Source organism: Streptomyces sp. 4F14 (assembly GCF_048159485.1).
In the GTDB taxonomy this organism is placed as follows: domain Bacteria; phylum Actinomycetota; class Actinomycetes; order Streptomycetales; family Streptomycetaceae; genus Streptomyces.
Genome location: NZ_JBLRVY010000009.1, coordinates 304,745 through 322,978, shown reverse-complemented (window position 1 = coordinate 322,978; position 18,234 = coordinate 304,745). Strand labels below are relative to the sequence as shown.

Annotated in this window: 17 protein-coding genes; 4 read left to right on the top strand and 13 right to left on the bottom strand. The window is 73.4% G+C overall.

The window, feature by feature from the left end; all coding sequences use genetic code 11:
* The first annotated feature begins 25 nt into the window (after nt 1–25).
* Nucleotides 26–316: an SCO0607 family lipoprotein gene (locus tag ACLZOT_RS18455; RefSeq protein ID WP_416970037.1), complete on the top strand. Its 291-nt coding sequence runs from the start codon at nt 26–28 to the stop codon at nt 314–316.
* 70 nt (nt 317–386) lie between these two features.
* Here the strand turns inward: ACLZOT_RS18455 and ACLZOT_RS18450 are convergent, their stop codons facing one another.
* The 3 genes from ACLZOT_RS18450 to ACLZOT_RS18440 form a co-directional block, all read right to left on the bottom strand.
* Nucleotides 387–2,264 (bottom strand): rhamnogalacturonan lyase, encoded by a 1,878-nt coding sequence (locus ACLZOT_RS18450; RefSeq protein ID WP_416970036.1) that lies wholly within the window; start codon nt 2,262–2,264, stop codon nt 387–389.
* A 76-nt stretch (nt 2,265–2,340) separates the two neighbouring features.
* Nucleotides 2,341–3,084 carry a class I SAM-dependent methyltransferase gene (locus ACLZOT_RS18445; protein ID WP_416970035.1) on the bottom strand — a complete coding sequence of 248 codons (744 nt, stop codon included), beginning with the start codon at nt 3,082–3,084 and terminating at the stop codon, nt 2,341–2,343.
* 1 nt (nt 3,085) lies between these two features.
* Entirely contained in the window at nt 3,086–3,391 is a 306-nt protein-coding gene (locus tag ACLZOT_RS18440) for a 4a-hydroxytetrahydrobiopterin dehydratase (RefSeq protein WP_416970034.1), read from the bottom strand.
* Between the two features lie 225 nt (nt 3,392–3,616).
* On the opposite strand from ACLZOT_RS18440, the gene ACLZOT_RS18435 reads away from it, so the two are divergent.
* Complete coding sequence (locus tag ACLZOT_RS18435; RefSeq protein ID WP_416970033.1) at nt 3,617–4,480, top strand: helix-turn-helix domain-containing protein; 864 nt, start codon at nt 3,617–3,619, stop codon at nt 4,478–4,480.
* 15 nt (nt 4,481–4,495) lie between these two features.
* On the opposite strand, the gene ACLZOT_RS18430 is transcribed toward ACLZOT_RS18435, so the two are convergent.
* The 7 genes from ACLZOT_RS18430 to ACLZOT_RS18400 all read right to left on the bottom strand — a co-directional run bounded on the left by ACLZOT_RS18430 (nt 4,496) and on the right by ACLZOT_RS18400 (nt 13,304).
* Nucleotides 4,496–5,212, bottom strand: coding sequence for a rhomboid family intramembrane serine protease (locus ACLZOT_RS18430; RefSeq protein ID WP_416970032.1), 717 nt, complete (start codon nt 5,210–5,212; stop codon nt 4,496–4,498).
* A gap of 90 nt (nt 5,213–5,302) precedes the next feature.
* The gene (dnaK, locus tag ACLZOT_RS18425; RefSeq protein ID WP_416970031.1) at nt 5,303–7,165 is read right to left on the bottom strand and encodes a molecular chaperone DnaK; all 1,863 of its coding nucleotides are present in this window, start codon (nt 7,163–7,165) and stop codon (nt 5,303–5,305) included.
* Between the two features lie 201 nt (nt 7,166–7,366).
* Entirely contained in the window at nt 7,367–7,792 is a 426-nt protein-coding gene (locus tag ACLZOT_RS18420) for an OsmC family protein (RefSeq protein WP_416970030.1), read from the bottom strand.
* Nucleotides 7,793–7,865: 73 nt separating this feature from the next.
* The gene (locus ACLZOT_RS18415; RefSeq protein ID WP_416970029.1) at nt 7,866–9,662 is read right to left on the bottom strand and encodes a DUF2201 family putative metallopeptidase; all 1,797 of its coding nucleotides are present in this window, start codon (nt 9,660–9,662) and stop codon (nt 7,866–7,868) included.
* Nucleotides 9,659–10,720, bottom strand: a complete 1,062-nt coding sequence (locus ACLZOT_RS18410) for an ATP-binding protein (protein ID WP_416970028.1) — start codon at nt 10,718–10,720, stop codon at nt 9,659–9,661. Before ACLZOT_RS18410 ends, ACLZOT_RS18415 begins: the two co-directional genes overlap by 4 nt.
* A gap of 66 nt (nt 10,721–10,786) precedes the next feature.
* Nucleotides 10,787–12,856, bottom strand: a complete 2,070-nt coding sequence (locus ACLZOT_RS18405; protein WP_416970027.1) for an alkaline phosphatase family protein — start codon at nt 12,854–12,856, stop codon at nt 10,787–10,789.
* A 46-nt stretch (nt 12,857–12,902) separates the two neighbouring features.
* Complete coding sequence (locus ACLZOT_RS18400) at nt 12,903–13,304, bottom strand: hypothetical protein (RefSeq protein WP_416970026.1); 402 nt, start codon at nt 13,302–13,304, stop codon at nt 12,903–12,905.
* An 83-nt stretch (nt 13,305–13,387) separates the two neighbouring features.
* Between ACLZOT_RS18400 and ACLZOT_RS18395 the strand changes: the two genes are divergently transcribed.
* Both ACLZOT_RS18395 and ACLZOT_RS18390 read left to right on the top strand, forming a co-directional pair.
* Nucleotides 13,388–14,161 (top strand): MBL fold metallo-hydrolase, encoded by a 774-nt coding sequence (locus ACLZOT_RS18395; protein WP_416970025.1) that lies wholly within the window; start codon nt 13,388–13,390, stop codon nt 14,159–14,161.
* Complete coding sequence (locus tag ACLZOT_RS18390; protein WP_416970024.1) at nt 14,158–14,793, top strand: DedA family protein; 636 nt, start codon at nt 14,158–14,160, stop codon at nt 14,791–14,793. The genes ACLZOT_RS18395 and ACLZOT_RS18390 overlap by 4 nt, the downstream gene beginning before the upstream one ends.
* Here ACLZOT_RS18390 and ACLZOT_RS18385 read toward each other — a convergent pair.
* The 3 genes from ACLZOT_RS18385 to ACLZOT_RS18375 all read right to left on the bottom strand — a co-directional run bounded on the left by ACLZOT_RS18385 (nt 14,790) and on the right by ACLZOT_RS18375 (nt 18,212).
* A complete protein-coding gene (locus tag ACLZOT_RS18385; RefSeq protein ID WP_416970023.1) occupies nt 14,790–15,860 on the bottom strand; it encodes an MBL fold metallo-hydrolase in 1,071 nt (356 codons plus the stop codon). The genes ACLZOT_RS18390 and ACLZOT_RS18385 overlap by 4 nt on opposite strands.
* On the bottom strand, nt 15,857–17,050 hold the full coding sequence (locus ACLZOT_RS18380) for an aminotransferase class I/II-fold pyridoxal phosphate-dependent enzyme (RefSeq protein WP_416970075.1): 1,194 nt from the start codon (nt 17,048–17,050) through the stop codon (nt 15,857–15,859). Before ACLZOT_RS18380 ends, ACLZOT_RS18385 begins: the two co-directional genes overlap by 4 nt.
* 538 nt (nt 17,051–17,588) lie before the next feature.
* A complete protein-coding gene (locus ACLZOT_RS18375; protein ID WP_416970022.1) occupies nt 17,589–18,212 on the bottom strand; it encodes a hypothetical protein in 624 nt (207 codons plus the stop codon).
* Nucleotides 18,213–18,234 lie beyond the last annotated feature (22 nt).

Here is an 18,234-nt window from a genome sequence, read left to right as displayed (position 1 = left end):
GCATCCACCGACCAGGGAGCCCGCCATGTCACGCCACCGCCTTCTGCCGCTGCTCGCCCTCGCCGGGCTGGCCGGCACCCTGCTGACCGGCTGCTCCATCGAGGAGTCGATCTGCTCCGGCGGCGAGTACCCGGTGCTGGCCGTGGGCGGCGCGGGCAGCGCCTGCGTCGCGGACGGCCAGGAGCCCGACAAGGGCTATGCGCGCTACCCGGCGGGGAAGGTTCCCGAGAAGGTCGGGGACAAGTGGGACACGTACTGGCAGACGCGGACGCTGGACGAGAACGGCAAGGAGATTCCGGCGCCTTCGGTGCAGTAAGCGCGTGAAGAGGCGGGCCGCTTCTCGTGGGAGCGGCCCGCCTCGGCATGGGTGCCGGACTAGCGCGGCGTCACGGCGTGTAGACCGTCGGCCTCGGCGCGGTCGGCATCTTGTCGCCGATGAAGAAGCTGGGGTGCGGGGGCTGGTTGTAGGCGGTGTTCTGCCAGGCCAGGCCGGTGCGGTACATGGTGTCGTGGAGCAGGGTCGTGATCTTCGTGGACGTCTCGTACGGCGTCGAGTAGATCCGCAGCGCCGTGTTGTCGGACGTCGCCCACACGACTTCCTCGCGCCAGTCGCCGAGGATGTCGCCGGAGAGCGCCGGGGTCGCCTTCGTGCCGTTGTTGGAGTGGACGCCGGAGCCGGTCAGCAGGCGGGTGTCGGACGAGGTGCCGTACTTGTCGATGCGGGTGCCGTCGAGGAGTTCGCGGACGGGGTCGCCGTCCCACCAGGACAGGAAGTTGACGGAGGACGGCTCGCGGCCCTTCGTGGCGCCGCCCTCGTCGCGGATCGAGCTGTCCGAGGCCGACCAGACCTCGGCGCCGTCGTTGCCGGCCCAGATGTCGCCGGCGACGCCCCGTCCGTTGTCGCAGCAGGCGGCGAGGGACCAGTTGACCGTGCCGTTCGCGGGGTTGATGTACAGCTCGGCGGGCTGGGACGTCGACTCGGACACCTTGAAGTACTCCAGGCCCGCGCGCGAGGGGTCCAGGTCGCCGAGGTGCTGCGCGTCGCCGTGCCCGGTGCGGGTGGTCCACAGCCCGTTGCCGTTGTCGTCGACGGCCATCGCGCCGTACACGATCTCGTCCCGGCCGTCGTTGTCGACGTCCCCGACGGAGAGGCTGTGCGAGCCCTGGCCGTCGTAGCCCTTGCCGGAGTTGGTGGAGGAGCTGGTGTCGAAGGTCCAGCGGCGCGTGAAGGTGCCGTTCCGCCAGTCCCAGGCGGCGATCACGCTGCGCGTGTAGTAGCCGCGCGCCATGATGAGCGAGGGCCGGGCGCCGTCCAAGTAGGCGGTCCCGGCGAGGAACCGGTCGACGCGGTTGCCGTACGAGTCGCCCCAGGAGGAGACCGTGCCGCGCGCGGGGACGTAGTCGACGGACTGCATCGCGCGGCCCGTCTGGCCGTTGAACATCGTCAGGTACTCCGGGCCCGACAGCACGTACCCGCTGGAATTGCGGTAGTCGGCACCGGAGTTGCCGATCACCGTGCCGCCGCCGTCGACCGTGCCGTCGGCCGTCTTCACGGCGACCTCGGCCTTGCGGTCGCCGTCGTAGTCGTACACCTGGAACTGCGTGTAGTGCGCGCCGGAGCGGATGTTGCGGCCCAGGTCGATGCGCCACAGGCGGGTGCCGTCGAGCTTGACCCCGTCGAGGATCGTGTTCCCGGTGTACCCGGACTGGGAGTTGTCCTTCGCGTTGGTCGGCTGCCACTTGAGGACGAAGTCGAGCGCGCCGTCGCCGTCGAGGTCTCCGACGGAGGCGTCGTTGGCCTCGTAGGTGTAGGCGACGCCGTCGGGGGTGGTGCCGCCGGCGGGCGGGGAGATCGGAACGTCCTTGTATCCGGTGCGGAGTTGGATCGCGTGGACGGAGTCGGCCTGTTCGACGCCGCCGACGATCGGGCGGATCGTGTAGTCGGCCTGGTTGGGTGCGCCGGCGTGGAAGTAGTTCGTGGAGCCGGTGATCGGGGCGGAGTTGACCTTCGTGCCGGCCCGGTAGACGTTGAACGACACGTCGTTCGGGTCGGTGCCGAGCCAGCGCCAGGAGACCAGGTTCCCGGCGTCGGTGTGGACGCTCACCACACCTCGGTCGAGGGCCTCGACCTGGCGGGCGGTGGCGGCGGTCGCCGTGTGGGGGGTGAGGGTGACAAGTCCGGTCGCCGCGAGGGCCGTTGCGGCGAGGAGGGCGAGGCGGTGTCTGTGGCGGGGGGTGTGCTTCCTTCGGTGCGGGTGCTGCATGGTGGGGGTACCTCCCGGAAGGACGGACGGCTTCTGGTGGGTCAGTCGCCGCCGGGGGTACGGGAGTTGCCCGGTCCTAGAGGTTTTTCCAGAACGCCCTCAGTCTGAACTCCGGGTCCGGGCGGGGCCGTTCCTGGTCCGGCAGGGCGGCGAGGCGTTCCTCGAAGCCGGGTGCGAGGGGGTGGCCCGGCGGCAGGGTCATGAACCAGCCCCGCCTGAGGTCGCTGATGGTCCGGCGCGGGCTGCGCCCCTGCCCCCGGCCGGTGAAGCGGGCCTCGCCCGCCGGGGTCAGGCCCGCTTCGGCGGCATACGCCTCGACCGTCTCGGACCTGTCCGGCACGGGTGACCTGGGGCGTTCGGCGAGGATGGCGTCGATATCGCTGCCCACGTTGTGCGCGGGCCCCTTGTCGACGGTCGTGATGTACACCCCGCCGGGCCGCAGCAGCCGCGCGCACTCGGCGACGGTGCGGCGGACATCGTCCGGGGCGGGCAGGAGGTGGAGCAGCCACACGCTGGTGACCGCGTCGAACCGGCCGTCCCGGAAGGGCAGTCGGCGGCTGTCCGCGAGGACGATCGCGCCGGGGAGCCGGGCCGCCGCATGCCGTGCCATGCCGTACGTCAGGTCCGCGCCGGTCACCCGCAACGCCGGTCGGGCGGCGCCGAGTTGCCGGGTCACGATGCCCGTTCCGCATCCCAGGTCCAGCAGGGCGCGGGCATCTCGGGGGACCAGACCGAGTACGGCCTCGGCGGCGGCCCGTGCCCGGGGCTCGCCGCCGCGCAGTGCGTCGTACCGCTCGGCCTCCTTGTCGTAGTCCAGCACCTCAGCGCGCCCCGTGGGCGGTCGCCGCGTCCCGTACGCGGCGGGCGAGTTCGATGTCGCGTACGGTGAGGGCGCCGCCGGCGTCGTGGGTGCGGACGGCCAGGGTCACCGTGTCGTAGCCGAGGGTGAGGTCGGAGTGGTGGTTCAACTCGTCCTGGATACGGGCGACATGGACGACGAAGGCGGCTGCGGCGAAGTGCGAGGGGAACCGGAAGCCGCGCCCGAGCGCGCCGTCCTCGACACCCCATCCGGGCAGTTCCGCGAGCCGTTCCCCGAGTTCCTCGTGCGACAGGGCTTCAGCGGACATGAAGGAACTTCCTCTCTCGATGTTTCGCTCCCCCTCCTACCGGTTACCGCCTCCGGAAAGGTAAAACTGCGGTCCGTGATATGTCACACGCCACCCAGAAGGCGTACGATATGTCACAGATCATGCACCCACAGTCTCGCCCCTGTTTCTCTCTTCACCCCCGTGAGACGCACACCGGAACATGACACACTGCACACAGTTCTCGACGCGTAGGGGAGACGTGGCGTGAGTGAGCGGCGACCCGCGCCCACCGTGGGCCAAGTGGTACTCGGCAAACGGCTCCAGGAGCTGCGGGAGACGGCCGGCCTCGGCCGGGAGGAGGCGGCCCGCGCCCTGCGGGTGGCGCCCGCCACGGTCCGGCGCATGGAGACCGCCGAGGTCGCCCTCAAGATCCCGTACGTCCAGGTCCTGCTGGAGACGTACGGCGTCCCGAACGACGAGGCCGCGGCGTTCGTCATGCTCGCCGAGGACGCCAACCGGCCCGGCTGGTGGCAGCGGTTCCACGACGTGCTGCCCGAGTGGTTCAGCCTCTACGTCAGCCTGGAGGGCGCGGCGCGGATGATCCGCTCCTACGAGCCGCACTTCGTCCCCGGCCTCCTGCAGACCGAGCGGTACGCCCGCGCCGTCCTGGAGGCGGGCACGGTCGGGCAGACCACCCCGGAGACCATCGAGCGGCACGTCACGCTGCGCGTGGCCCGGCAGTCCCTCCTGGAGCGCGACAACCCGCCGCACCTGTGGACCGTCATGGACGAAACGGTCCTGCGCCGCCCGGTCAGCATCGACGGCTCGGTGATGCGCGAACAGCTCGACAGGCTCCTGGAGTTCGCCGAGCGCGACCGGGTCACGCTCCAGGTCGCCGAGTTCGCGGCGGGCCCGCATCCGGGGACGTACGCGCCGTTCTCCCTGTTCCGCTTCGCCGAACCGGAACTTCCCGACATGGTGGTCACCGAGTACCTGACGGGCGCGCTGTATCTCGACTCGCGCAAGGAGGTCTCGGCGCATCTCGAAGTCCTCGACCATATGACGACGCATGCGGCGTCGGCGCAGCGGACGCTACAGATCCTGCGGGAGATCCGGGACAGTTACTGAGCGCGGCCCGTGTCGCTAGAGCAGCCCCAGGTCCTTGAGTTCCTTGTGCAGGTCGGCACGTGAGCCGTCGGCGGGTGACGCCGGGAGTTCGGGGGCGGATCCGCCGGCCAGTGAGGGGGCGGCCGGCTCGCTCTTCGGGGCCTTCGTACGGCGGTCGCGCAGCAGCCACGCCCCCAGCAGCCCGCCGACGAGCCCCCCGAGGTGCCCGAGCCAGCTGACGCCGGGGGTGCCGGGGACGGCGACGGTGAGGAGGTAGGCGAACGACGCGCCCATGACGACGCCGATGAGGCTGTCGACGAGGTGCCGGTCGAAGAGGCCGCGGACGACGACGTACCCGAAGTAGCCGAAGATCAGCCCGCTCGCGCCGACGGTCGAGACGCGGTCGGCCTCGAAGAGCCAGACGGTCGCGCCGCTGACCACGGCGACCAGCCCGGACAGCACGAGGAACTTGGCGACGCCCCGGTACGCGGCGAGGAACCCGAAGACGAACAGGGGGCCCGAGTTGCTCTCCAGGTGGGCCCAGTTCCAGTGCAGGAACGGGGCGGTGAGGATGTGCGGCAGCGAGCCCGCGTCGCCGGAGACGATGCCGTAGTCGCGGGAGAGGCCGTAGTCGTCGGCGAAGTTGGCGAGCTGGACCGCCCAGACGACGGCCACGAAGGCGAACATCACGAAGAACGCCTTGCGGGCCTCCGCGATCATCTGCTCGGCGTCGGCCGGCTCCCTGGTCCTCATGTCCGCTCCCCCTGTTCGCACCTCTTTCGGCCACTGTACGCATGCTCGGGGTGTTTTTGGCGGTCGGCCTCCAGGCGGCCGTGCCCTCTTCTAGGCGGCTCCGCCCTTCGTCTCCCGTTCGCCCGTCTCCCGTTCGTCGTCGACGATCTCGGCGTCCACCACGCCGTCCGCCTCCGGTGCTTCCTGCGGTGCCTGGGTCTCCTGGGCGCGCGCGTACATCGCCTGCCCCATCCGCTGGCTCACGGCGGAGAGTTTCTCGACGCCGGCCCTCAACTCGGCGGTGTCCCGCTCCCCTTGGAGCAGCGTCTTCAGCTCGTCGACCGCCGCGCCCACCTCCGCGCGGGTCTCGGCGGGCACGTTCGCCTCGTTCTCGCGGACGAACTTCTCGGTCTGGTAGACGAGTTGCTCGGCCTGGTTGCGGGTCTCGACGGACTCGCGCCGTTTGCGGTCGTCGTCGGCGTACCGCTCGGCGTCGCGCATCATGCGGTCGATGTCGTCCTTGGGCAGGGCGGAGCCGCCGGTGACGGTCATCTTCTGCTCGCGGCCGGTCGCGAGGTCCTTCGCGAAGACGTGCATGATCCCGTTGGCGTCGATGTCGAAGGCGACCTCGATCTGCGGGACGCCGCGCGGGGCGGGCGGCAGGCCGGTGAGGTCGAAGACGCCGAGCTTCTTGTTGTAGGCGGCGATCTCGCGTTCGCCCTGGTAGACCTGGATGCCGACGGAGGGCTGGTTGTCGACGGCGGTGGTGAAGATCTCCGAACGCCGGGTGGGGATCGTGGTGTTGCGCTCGATGAGCTTCGTCATGATGCCGCCCTTGGTCTCGATGCCGAGGGAGAGCGGGGTGACGTCGAGGAGGAGGACGTCCTTCACGTCGCCCCGGATGACGCCGGCCTGGAGGGACGCGCCGAGGGCCACGACCTCGTCGGGGTTGACGCCCCGGTGCGGGTCCTTGCCGGTCAACTCCCGTACCAGGTCGGAGACCGCGGGCATCCGGGTGGAGCCGCCGACGAGGATGACGTGGTCGACGGCGGCGAGCTTGATCTTCGCGTCCTTGACCGCCTGGTGGAAGGGGGTGCGGCAGCGGTCGAGCAAGTCGGCGGTCAGCTCCTGGAACTGAGCCCTCGTCAGTTTCTCGTCGAGGTGGAGGGGGCCCTCGGTGGAGGCGGTGATGTACGGCAGGTTGACGGTGGTCTCGGTGGACGACGACAGCTCGATCTTCGCCTTCTCGGCGGCCTCGCGCAGGCGTTGGACGGCCATCCTGTCCTTGCCGAGGTCGACGCCGTACTGGCTCTTGAACCGTTTGACCAGGTGCTCCACGATCCGCTGGTCCCAGTCGTCGCCGCCGAGGAGCGTGTCGCCGTTGGTGGCCTTGACCTCGATGACGCCCTCGCCGATCTCCAGGAGCGACACGTCGAAGGTGCCGCCGCCGAGGTCGAAGACGAGCACGGTCTGTTCGTCGCCCCGGTCGAGTCCGTACGCGAGGGCGGCGGCCGTCGGTTCGTTGATGATCCGCAGCACCTTCAGGCCCGCGATCTCGCCGGCCTCCTTGGTCGCCTGGCGCTGCGCGTCGTCGAAGTAGGCGGGGACGGTGATGACGGCGTCGGTGACGTCCTCGCCGAGGTACGCCTCCGCGTCCCGCTTGAGCTTCTGGAGGACGCGCGCGGACAGTTCCTGGGCCCGTAGCCGCGTCCCGTCGATGTCGCCCTGCTCGGGGAACCGCCAACTCCCGTCGCCCATATGCCGTTTCACGGACCGGGCGGTCCGGTCGACGTTGGTGACGGCCTGCCGTTTGGCGACCTCCCCGACCAGCACCTCCCCGTTCTTGGCGAACGCCACCACGGACGGCGTGGTCCGCGCGCCCTCCGCGTTCGCGACGACGGTCGGCTCGCCGCCCTCCAGCACCGCCACCACCGAGTTGGTCGTCCCCAGGTCGATCCCGACCGGCCGTCCCATCGCCGTCCCCTTCCGTCCGGGTGCCTCGGATCTCCCCAGCACAAAACTTGAGCGGGGGGTTGTCAAGGGGGCCTCGGTGCGCGGGCCGGGGGCGCACGCTGGTGTGGGGGGCCTCGGTGCGCGGTCCGGCGCTCGCCGCCGCACAGCACAACGCGCGGGCCCCCGCCGAGGGGAACCCGCGCGCTCAGGGACGGCCGCGACTCAGACGGACTCGACCGTCAGCGTGATCGTCGTGCCCGCGAGCGCCTGGCTCACCGGGCAGTTCTTCTTCGCGTCCTCGGCGGCGGCGGCGAAACCGTCCGCGTCCAGACCGGGAACCTCACCGCGGACGGTGAGGTGGATGCCGGTGATGCCGGTGCCGGGCTGGAAGGTGACGTCGGCCTTGGTCTCCAGCCGGGTGGGCGGGGTGCCGGCGCCGGTGAGGCCGTGCGAGAGGGCCATGGAGAAGCAGCTGGAGTGCGCGGCGGCGATCAGCTCCTCCGGGCTGGTCTTGCCGTTCGCCTGCTCGGCGCGCGACGGCCACGACACGGCCTGCGAGCCGATGCCGGAGGAGTCGAAGGAGACGGTGCCGTTCCCCTCGGCCAGGTTGCCTTCCCAGACGGTGTGTGCGGTGCGCGTGGTGGCCACGGTTGATTCCCTTTCGCTGTCAGGTCGGCCCCGGTCCCGGGACGCCGTGCCCCTATCCGATCACACTCCCGCCTCACCGCACGTGGAAGACCGGCCCTCGTGCGGTGAACGGCAGCCGTCGTCCTTGTGGAAGAAGGTAGGCGTGCTCCCGCCGCACCCTCAGCACGTCGCACCACCCGTCGGTGATGACGAGTACGGGCGCCCCCTTCGGGAAGTCGTCGGCGCGCAGCAACAGGTCGATCCCCGGCTGGAGTTCGGTCCCGCCCCGCCCGCGCACCCGCACCCGCCCGGCGATCTCGGTGACCGCCAGGTACCCGGCGTCGTGGGGCGCGGCGTCGCAGAACACCACGCGCGCGGCGGGTACGTCCCGCGCCTCGGCGTACGACGCGATCGCGCCCAGCGCCTTGCCGAGCAGCGTGCGGTCCATGGAGCCGGAGGTGTCGAGGACGACGCCGAAGGTACAGCGCTCGACCTCCTCGGGCGGGAAGTACCGTCCGGCGCGCGGGATGTCGGGGGTCGCGGCCTGTCGCCGGGAGGGCCGGGCGTACGTCCGCACGGGTTCGGGCCGGGGCACGAACTCGTCGAACCAGCGGGCGAGTCGAGCGTCCCACGGCAGCGGCGGATGGCTGAGCGCGCGGATCTCCTCGACCAACCCGGCGGGCAGCAGGCCGCGTTGCTGCCGGTCGTGGAGTTCGAAGCCCTGGCACAGGCCGCGCCGGTAGAACTCGTCGAGGTCGACATGGTCGCGGGGCGCCCCGACGGGCCCGCCGAGGATGTCGCCGAGCCCCTTGCCGCGCGGGGTGGCGAGGCGGCGCATCCGGCGCAGGTCGCCCACGATCCGGTCGTACACCTCCTCGGCGGACAGTCCGGCCAACTCGGCGTCGTACAGCGACCCTTCGGGCATCACGCCGACCTGCATGTCGCGCAGCCAGGCGTTGACGACGTAGTCGCAGGCGACGTTGAAGAGGTACGGGTCGCGGGGGCCCCGGCGGTCGCCGTGGCGCAGGGCGGCGTGCAGCATCTCGTGGGCGAGGACGAACCGCCATTCCTCGTCGTCGAGCTGGCACAGCGGGTTGACGTAGATCTCGCCGGCCTCGGCGTCGACGGCGGCGACGGAGATGTCGTGGGCGCGGGCGAGTTCGGCGTCGGCGACGAGGGTGATGCCGGCGGCGATGCCGCCGAGGAGGGGGTAGGAGGAGACGAACCAGCTCAGCGCGCGCTGCCAGGGCCGCAGGGGTTCCCGGTGGCCGGTGAGGCTGTCGCGCCTGCCGCCCGCGACGTCCATCGCGGCGCTCATGGTGCGGGTGAGGGCGTGCGCGAACTCCGGTTGCCAGTCCGGGGGCTGGGTGTACTTGTCGGTCCAGGTGACGAGGATCTGGTCGGCCTCGCCGCCTGCCGTTCCGCAGCGTTCACAGGCGGGCGGGACGCCGTCGCGGCGCCAGCGGGCGGCGAGCTGCTCCTCGTCGCCGTCGGGGTAGGCGGGCGGGAGGTCGGCGGGGGTGCGGCCGACGGGGAAGGTCAGCAGGAAGCGGTTGACGACGGCGCAGCGGGCGGCGAGGTCGAAGCGGTCCGGCTGGACGCGTTCGCCGCGCGCGGCGGGGACGTGGCCGAAGCCGAGGTGGAGGGCGGCGTGGGCCAACGCCCAGGCCCAGTCGGCGGGTTCGGCGAGCCGGGTGGGGTGGGCGTGGGCGACACCGTCGGACAGCACCCGCAACAGGCCCTCGCGGGGCGCGAATCGGCAGTCCTCGTGCCGACAGGTGCTCAGCGGTACGGAGTTGAGCGCCGGGTTGGCCCGCATGAGCCGCATGCCCTCGGCGAACGCCTCCCCCGCGACGTCCCGCTTCTTCTTCTGCCGCCCGCCCCGGCTCACTTGCGCGCCTCGACGAGCCGGGGCATGTCGCGGGCCGCCTCGACGAGGAACCAGGACGGCAGGACGGGGTTGCCGTCGGCGTCGGAGGCGATGACGCCCTGGGCGATCTCCACGGAGATCTCGGCGAGTTGGACGAGCAGCGACTTCGCGCGGTGCGCGGTCTGGCGGCCGTTCGCCGACATGTGCTCCTTGCTCGCGGGGAGTTCCTTCACGAGGCGCTCGCGGAACAACTCGGCGAGGAAGTACAGCAGGTCGCGGTCCTCGACGCGGTGCGGCCAGCGGGCGTCGCCGCGCAGCACGGCCTCGATGCCGAAGCGGCTGCGCACGATCTTGACGTACCCGCTGAACGCGGTGGCGTGCGCGGGCGTCAGCGTGCCGTGGGCGAGGACCTTGAGGGTCTCCTCGTCGAGGCCCTGGCCGAAGGAGTGCAGGGCGTCGGAGAGCATGTGCCAGGAGCGGGGCGTGGAGAACGGCTCCTCGGTCTTCGGGGGCTTGGACCAGAGGTGGTCGGGGCGGTCGGTGAGGTGGTCGAGGATCCACGGGTGGATGCCGGCGCCCGCCGCCCAGGCCAGCCAGTCCTTCGCGGACACCTCCAGGTGGACGTGGGCGAGGCGGTTGACCAGCGCGGAGGCGATGGGGCGGGCGAGCGCGTTGTCGGTGGCGCGGTTGCCGGCGCCGACGACGATCGAACCCTCGGGGAGTTCGTAGTTCCCGATGCGGCGGTCGAGGATCAGCGAGTAGAACGCCTTCTGCACGTCCGGGGTGGCCGCGTTCAGCTCGTCCAGGAACAGGCAGTACGGCTCGTCGCGGGCGATGGTCTCCGGCGGGCAGAACACCGAGCGGCCGTCCCGGATCTGCGGCACCCCGATCAGGTCCTCCGGCGCGAGCTGCGTCCCCAGCAGGCTCACACACTCCAGGCCCAGCGAGGCGGCGAACTCCCGCACCAGGGAGGACTTCCCGATGCCGGGAGCGCCCCAGACGAAGACCGGCCGCACGGTGGCGAGACCGAGGAGGAGTTCGGGGAGGCGGGAGGGGGTGACGGTGACGGCTGCCTGCATCGGGCCAGTCTGGGCGGGGGCTACGGGGGTCCGCAGCTCATTTTCGGCTCGTACGGCCTCTCCGGCTCATGCCGCCTGCCGGTCCTCGTCCGTGTCCCGCACCGGCACCTGCGGCCCGTTCGCCTCCCCCAGCCACCGCCTCAGCACCTGGTGCACCTGTTCCGCGCCCACCAGTTCCTCCCCCTCCCCGACCGGCTCCGACAACGCGCGCGGGGACAGCAGGAACGGCTTGCCCTGCGCGCCCCCGAGCCCGCCGTGCGACCCGATCTGCTCCTCGAAGGCGAGGACTTCCCCGTCGGCCGGGTCGTGGAAGGAGTTGACCATCACGTCGGCGGTGTGCGGGAAGCCGTGCGTGCGCCGTACGGCGTCGGCGGCGCCGCGCCCGAAGGAGGCCAACGGCCCCTGGCAGTCGGCGAGTTCGGCGACCGGGATCTCCGCCCCGTACGCGCCGAGCACGACCCCGCCGTGCTCGGCGCTGGCCACCAGCAGGAAGCCGACGCCGGGGTGGTTCGCGAGGGTCGTCAGAAGCGCGGGGTGGCGGGCGTCGATCTCCTCCTTGGTCATGCGGTGCGGGACGTCGGGGAAGGAGATCAGGCCGAGGTTCCCGGAGGCCAGCACGATCGGTTCGGAGCGGCGCGAGGGGCGGTGGCGCTCGCCGCGCTCCTCGACGGGCCTGCGCAGCGCGGCACGGACGGCGGCCCGCGCCTCGGCGCCGCTGTGCGTACGCTCGGCGCGGCGCGGCACGGGCAGCCCGCAGCCGGCGCGGACGAGGTCGCCGAGGGTGAGGCCGTAGCGGGCCTGGAAGGTCTCGCCGGGGCTCTGGCCGTGGTCGGACAGGACGACGACGCGGTACGGGCGCGGCGCGTGCTCGGCGACCTTCTCGATGAGCGCGAGGGAGCGGTCGAGGCGGGCGAGGACCTTCTCGGCGTCCCGGCTGAGCGGCCCGGAGTGGTGGGCGACCTCGTCGTAGGCGACGAGGTCGGCGTAGACCGACGTACGCCCCGCGAGCATGTCGCCCATGACGGCGGCGACCACGACGTCCCGTTCGACGACCGTCGCGAACGCGCGCACCAGCGGGTAGAGGCCGCCGCGCTTCACGCGCGGGCGCCTGCGGCGGATCCGCGCGCGGGTGGACTGGCCGATCTCGCGGGCGACCTCGGCACCGAACGACAGGACCGTACGGACGGCGTTGGCGGGGTCGGAGAAGTAGGCGAAGTAGCCGGCGCGGGAGCGGTTCTCGCGCCGGCGGCGGGCGGCGATGGACAGCACCAGGGCCTGTTCGTCGGCGCCGCCGCCGAAGAGGTTGCCGCGGCTCGCGCCGTCGGCGGACAGGAGGCCGCTGTCGCGGGTGCGCTCGACCGCGCGGCGCTGGAGTTCGGCGGCGCTGGTGGGGCGGTTGCAGACCATGACCTCCCGGGTGTCCTTCTCGTACCAGCGGAAGGCGGGGACGTCGTGGTTGGAGCCGTGCAGGATGCCGAGCTGGCTGGCGCCGGTCTGGCTGGACCAGTCGGTGCGCCAGGGGGTGAGGCGGTGGCTGCCGCCGTCCGCGTCGAGCCAGCGGGCGACGGTCGGCATCAGGCCCGTGTGCGCGGCGGTGTGAAGCAGGTCGTGGCCTACGCCGTCGAACTGGAGGAAGACCGTCCCGGGCGTCTGGGGGCTGGCGGGGCCGCCGCGCCGGCGCCGGTCGGCGAGGCGGTAGAGGCGGCGGCGGTAGGCGTCGTCGTCGCGGACGGCGAGCGCGCCGCCGGTCGCGGAGGCGACGGCGGACATGACGGCGGCGACGATCACGGCGGTCTCGGGGGCGGCGGCGCCCTGCGCGGACGGGTTGACGCGCAGCGCGACCAGCAGCAGCGAGCCGTTGAGCGCGAACACCAGCAGGCCGAGGACGAGTGCGGGCACGAGCAGCAGCAGGCGCACGAGGACGGGCCAGGCCAGCGCGGACAGCACGCCGAACACGGCGGCTCCGGCGCCGGCGGTGACGGCGATGCGGGTGGCGCTGTCGCCGTCGTTCGAGGTGAGGCGGAAGTCGGGGAGGATCCCGGCGAGGACGAGCATCGTGAGGGTGGACGCCGCCCATACCGTGACGCTGCGCCCGATCTGACTGGCGATCCGCCGCCAGTGCCCTCCGCTCTTCACGGCTCCACCCTGTCACACGCCACTGACAACGCCGTCCGGAAGCCGCCTACCGGCCGTCGTACCCGGCCGTCGGCATGGACAGCCTGCGGTGGACGCGGGCCTTCATCTGGGCGTCGTAGGCGGGCTCCGCGCCGCCCACGGTCTCCACCCGTACGCCTCGGCGGGCGCACTCGGCGGTGAACTCCTCGACGGAGGACAGGGCGCTGGCCAGGACGCGTGCGCTGGGCGCGACGAACAGGTCGGCGCCGGGGCGGACGCCGTCCCACAGGACGCAGTGGTCGGCGCGCAGACCGCTGACGACGAGTTCGCGGACGACGGTGTAGCCGTGTTCCTCGGCCCAGCGGGCGCAGATGGCGTGCTGGGTGCGAGAGTCCACGAGGAAGGGGTCGTCGTCGAGCTCCTGAAGCGGCGTCAGACTCGCGATCGCCGTGACGCGCACCGGTCCCATGGCGCCCCCTCACCTCTGGGTTTCGCCGCCGACCCTACTCCTGCCCGTAGGCTTCGGGGGAGTCGCGCGAAGGAGGCAAAGGGGTGCCGGTGGAGATCACCTGGTGGGGTCACGCCACCTGCACGATCGAGGATTCGAACGTGCGCCTGCTGACCGACCCCCTGTTCGCGCGCCGGCTCGCGCATCTGCGGCGCCGTCGGGGCGCGCTGCCGCCCGAGGAGGCGCTGCGGGCGGACGTGGCGCTCGTCTCGCACCTGCACTCCGATCATCTGCACATTCCCTCGCTGGCGCGGCTCGCGCCGGGCACACGCCTGCTGGTGCCCCGGGGTGCTCCGCGCGCCGTCCCGGGGCTGCGGCGCCTGTCCCACCTGGACGTCACCGAGGTGGGGCCGGGTGACGAGACGGTGATGGGGCGCGTGCGCGTGCGGGCCGTCCCGGCGCGGCACGACGGGCGGCGGCTCCCGGTGGGCCCGCAGCGCGCGCCCGCGCTGGGGTACGTCGTGGAGGGCGAGGCGCGGACCTACTTCGCCGGGGACACGGGGCTGTTCGAGGGGATGGCGAAGGAGGTCGGGCCAGTCGACGTGGCGCTGCTGCCGGTGGGCGGCTGGGGGCCGTACCTCGGGGAGGGGCATCTCGACGCGGGGCGCGCGGCGCAGGCGCTCGCGCTGCTCGGGCCGCGCAGTGCCGTTCCGGTGCACTACGGCACGTACTGGCCGATCGGGATGGACGCCGTGCGCCCCCATGAGTTCCATGCGCCGGGTGACGAGTTCGTGCGCCTGGCCGCCGAGCGCGCGCCGGGGGTGGCGGTGCACAAGCTGGGGCACGGGCAGCGGGTGCGTCCGGAGGTCGCGCGGTGAGCTGGGGGTGGCTGGCGGTGGACGCGTCGACCGGGGCCGCCGAGTCGACGCAGCAGGCGATCGGGTATCCGACGCTGTTCCTGCTGGTGCTGCTCGGGGCGCTGGTGCCGGTGGTGCCGACGGGGGCGCTGGTGAGTTCGGCGGCCGTGGTGGCGTTCCATCAGACGGCGCCGTTCTCGCTGGCGCTGGTGTTCGTGACGGCGTCGTTCGCGGCGTTCTGCGGGGACGCGGCGCTGTACTGGCTGGGGCGGCGCGGGATGGGCTCGAAGAACGGCTCGCGGTGGCTGGCGGCGATCCGCGCGCGGGCGCCGGAGGAGAAGCTGACGCAGGCGCAGGAGCGGCTCGCCGAGCACAATGTCGCCGTCCTCGTGCTGTCGCGGCTCGTGCCCGCAGGGCGGCTCCCGGTGATGCTGGCGTGCCTCCTCGCGGACTGGCCGCTGCGGCGTTTCGTGCGGGGCAACCTGCCGGCGTGTCTCGCGTGGGCGGTGACCTACCAGCTGATCGGCATCCTGGGCGGTTCGCTGTTCCCGGAGCCCTGGGAGGGCGTCGTCGCTGCGGTCGCGCTGACCGTGGCGATCAGCGCGGCGCCGATGCTGTGGCGGCGGCTGCGGGGGGCGCCGCAGGCGCGCTAGCCGCCTACGGTCCGGGATCCTCCGACCGGCAGGTCCCACAGGTCGTCCCGGTCGAGCCCCGCCGCCTCCCAGGCGGCCCGCACCCGCGTGAGGGGCTCCAGGACGGGTTCCGCGGACAGCACGAACGTCCCCCAGTGCATCGGCGCCATCCGGCGCGCGCCGACGTCCCGCGCGGCGCGTACGGCCTCCTCGGGGTCGCAGTGGACGTCGCTGAGCCACCAGCGCGGGTCGTAGGCGCCGATCGGCAGGAGCGCGAGGTCGATGCCGGGGTAGCGCTGGCCGATGCGGGAGAACCAGTGGCCGTAGCCGGTGTCCCCGGCGAAGTAGACGCGCCGCCCGTCGGGGGCGGTGAGGACCCAGCCGCCCCACAGGGAGCGGCAGGTGTCGGTGAGGGTGCGCTTGGACCAGTGGTGGGCGGGCACGAAGTCGAAGCGCACGCCGGACAGTTCGGCGGCCTCCCACCAGTCGAGCTCCGTCACGCGCGTGAAGCGGCGGCGCCGGAACCAGGCGCCGAGGCCCGCGGGCACGAACACCGGGGTGTCGCGCGGGAGGCGGCGCAGGGTGGGGGCGTCGAGGTGGTCGTAGTGGTTGTGGCTGATGACGACGGCGTCGACGGGCGGGAGGGTCTCCCAGGGGACGCCGACGGGGGTGATCCGCGCGGGTGTGCCGAGGATGCGGCGCGACCAGACCGGGTCGGTGAGGACCGTGAGCCCGCCGACGCTCACCACCCAGCTCGCGTGTCCGGCCCAGGTGACGGCGATGGTGGCGGCGTCCACGCGGGGCGGTGCGCCGGGGGTGACGGGCAGCCGGGCGACGTCCGCGAGGCCCTGTCCGCCGGGCCGGACCGAGCCCTCGCGGGCGAAGCGGGCCAGCGCCTTGAGGCCGGGCAGCGGCGCGGTCAGCCGGTCGTGGAACGCCCGCGGCCACACCCTGCGCTCCCCGAGCGGCCGGGGTTCGGCGAGCGGCGGGTACGGGGGCGCGAGGGAGGAGGGGTCCGCCGGGACGCCGGTGTCCCGCGTGGTCGTGGACGCGGTCGTGGACGCTGTCATCTCGGGGTGCTGCGTCATCGAGGCTCCCATCGCCGGGCTTCGTCGCTCAGGCCGGCCAGGACCGACCTCACGAGGGTCAACGCGCGGTGCACATGTGGCAGTTCCAACGGCGAGGGTGATGTGAGGCATTCCGCCCGCTCGGAGTACGTCGCGCCGAGCAGGGCGCCCGTGGACAGGCGCACGCGCAGGGCGCCGAGGTCGTCGCCGAACCGGTGTCCGCCGGGCGCGGGCATGCCGAGCCGTCCGGTGAGGTGGTCCTCCAGCTCCTGGGCGTCGCCGACCCCGCGCGCGGCGAGCGCGGACCGCAGGGGGCCCAGGTCGACGTACACATGGCGTCCCGCGCGCGGGGGCCGGGACAGGGCGCCCGCGTCTATGACGGCGCGGTGCAGGGCGTCGGCCACGCGCGCGTGGAGGCGGGCGACGGACCGCACGCGCGCGGTGACCTCGTCGGGTTCCTCCAGCGCGCGGGCGGCGGCTGCCGCGACCGGGGTCGCGACGCGGGCGTCGAGGGCGGTGAGGACGTCCAGCACGCGCGCGTGGAGGGCCGTTCCGGCGGGGGTGCGGGGGAAGCGGGCCATCGCGGCGGGCCAGCCGGACGGCAGGAGCGCGCCCGCGAGGTCGCTGACGACGGTGACCCGGTCGGGGAGCATCTCGGCGGGACTGACGAACACCGTGTCGTGCGGGGCGTGGACGGTGTCGCGCCAGGTCTCGTCGCCGACGAGGTGCAGTCCGGCCCCCTCGGCGGCCTCCACGGCCTCGTGCACGGCCTCCGGGGGCGCGACGGTGGCCGTGGGGTCGTCGGCCGGCGACAGCACGAGCAGGCGCGGCCGCCCGCCCTCCTCGCGGACCCTGCGGACGGTCTCCAGGAGGGCGTACGGGTCCGGCACTCCCCCGCACTCGGCGGGCGTCGCGACATGGAACACCGGCCGCCCCAGCAGGCGCGCGTACGGCGCCCACCAGGCGGCGCAGGGCCTGGGCACCAGCACGTCACCGCCGAGGGCCGCGGTCAGCGCCAGCAGCAGGGCCGGCGCACCGGGGGCGACGGCCACGCGCGCGGGGTCGGCGTCGACGCCCCGCCGGGCCCAGTACCCGCACGCGGCCTCCCGGATCCCGGTACCGCCCCCGACCGGCTCGGCGTCCGCGCGCGAGGCCGCCGAGGCGAGGGCGCCGGCGAGGAGGGGCAGGACGGGGACTCCGTCTGGGGGCAGGGGCGGGCCGTAGCGGACGGGGCCGTGGTCCTCGGGACGGGCGGCGGAGGGCTCGGTTTCCTGCGGGGCGCCCCCGCGGGACTGCGGTTCGTGAAACTCTCCGGACGCCTCTGCGGCACCCGCGCGGGATCGCGGTTCGCCAGATTCGCCGGACGCCTCCGGGGCACGCGCGCGAGGCCGTGCCTGCCCCGCGCCCTCGGTCTCCTCCGGCGCACGCGCGCGAGGCCGCGTCTGCTGTGCGCTCTCGACGTCAGCCTCGCTCTCCCCAGGAGCACCCGCGCGGGACCGTGCCTGCCCCACGCCCTCGGTCTCCTCCGGCGCACGCGCGCGAGGCCGCGTCTGCTGTGCGCTCTCGACGTCAGCCTCGCTCTCCCCAGGAGCACCCGCGCGGGACCGTGCCTGCCCCGCGCCCTCGGTCTCCTCCGACGCACGCGCGCGGGCCCCTGTCCCGGCATCCCCCGCCGTCTCCCGCCCCGCCCCGGCGCTCTCGCCGTCCCGACCGTCGGCCCCGTCCTCTCCCGCCCTCCCCACGGCGGCCTCAGCCGCCCGCCGCCGTGCCCCGGCGCCACAGCCGGTGGCCGGCGGCGGCGAACGCCCCCGCGATGAACAGGCCGCCGGCGACCAGCGCGGGGAGGGAGTCGGTGAAGGTGCCGCCGCTGCCCGCCTTGACGCCGTGCTGGACCGTGGGGCCGGGGCAGGAGTCCGGCCAGGGCTGCTGCGGGGGCCGGGTGCAGGGGGCGGGGCCGCCGCCGCCCGCGCGTGAGACGTCGAAGGTGGCGCTCCACGCGCGCCCGTGGGTGCCCCGGGCCGCCGGGCAGGTCCCGTCGACCGTCCACGCGGAGTCGGGTCCGGTGCCCGTCAGACCGGTGAACTCCTCCGGGCCCGCGATCCGCGCGGTACCCCGGTAGACGGGGCCCGGGCCGCCGCCGGAAACCTGCTGGAGGCTCACCGTGTCCTCGGCGAACGCGAGGGACGTCGCCTCCAGGGTCGCCGGCGCCGTACCCGTGACGGGGTCGCAGGAAACCGTGACGGTGACCGTGGAGCCGGGTGAGACGGTCGCCGGGGTGATCTCGGCGGCGGGGTCGGCGACGGCGGCCGGTGTCACGGCGAGCACCCCGCCGACCAGGAGCGTGGCGGACAGGACACGGGCGCTGCGACGCATGGGACTCCTCGGTGCGGCGGGC

What these genes read in the sequence shown, in the direction of transcription:
- ACLZOT_RS18400 (WP_416970026.1), bottom strand. Translation starts at nt 13,304, where the DNA reads ATGGGACCGGTGCGCGTCACGGCGATCGCGAGTCTGACGCCGCTTCAG.
- dnaK (WP_416970031.1), bottom strand. Translation starts at nt 7,165, where the DNA reads ATGGGACGGCCGGTCGGGATCGACCTGGGGACGACCAACTCGGTGGTG.
- ACLZOT_RS18455 (WP_416970037.1), top strand. Translation starts at nt 26, where the DNA reads ATGTCACGCCACCGCCTTCTGCCGCTGCTCGCCCTCGCCGGGCTGGCC.
- ACLZOT_RS18375 (WP_416970022.1), bottom strand. Translation starts at nt 18,212, where the DNA reads ATGCGTCGCAGCGCCCGTGTCCTGTCCGCCACGCTCCTGGTCGGCGGG.
- ACLZOT_RS18410 (WP_416970028.1), bottom strand. Translation starts at nt 10,720, where the DNA reads ATGCAGGCAGCCGTCACCGTCACCCCCTCCCGCCTCCCCGAACTCCTC.
- ACLZOT_RS18385 (WP_416970023.1), bottom strand. Translation starts at nt 15,860, where the DNA reads ATGACGCAGCACCCCGAGATGACAGCGTCCACGACCGCGTCCACGACC.
- ACLZOT_RS18440 (WP_416970034.1), bottom strand. Translation starts at nt 3,391, where the DNA reads ATGTCCGCTGAAGCCCTGTCGCACGAGGAACTCGGGGAACGGCTCGCG.
- ACLZOT_RS18430 (WP_416970032.1), bottom strand. Translation starts at nt 5,212, where the DNA reads ATGAGGACCAGGGAGCCGGCCGACGCCGAGCAGATGATCGCGGAGGCC.
- ACLZOT_RS18450 (WP_416970036.1), bottom strand. Translation starts at nt 2,264, where the DNA reads ATGCAGCACCCGCACCGAAGGAAGCACACCCCCCGCCACAGACACCGC.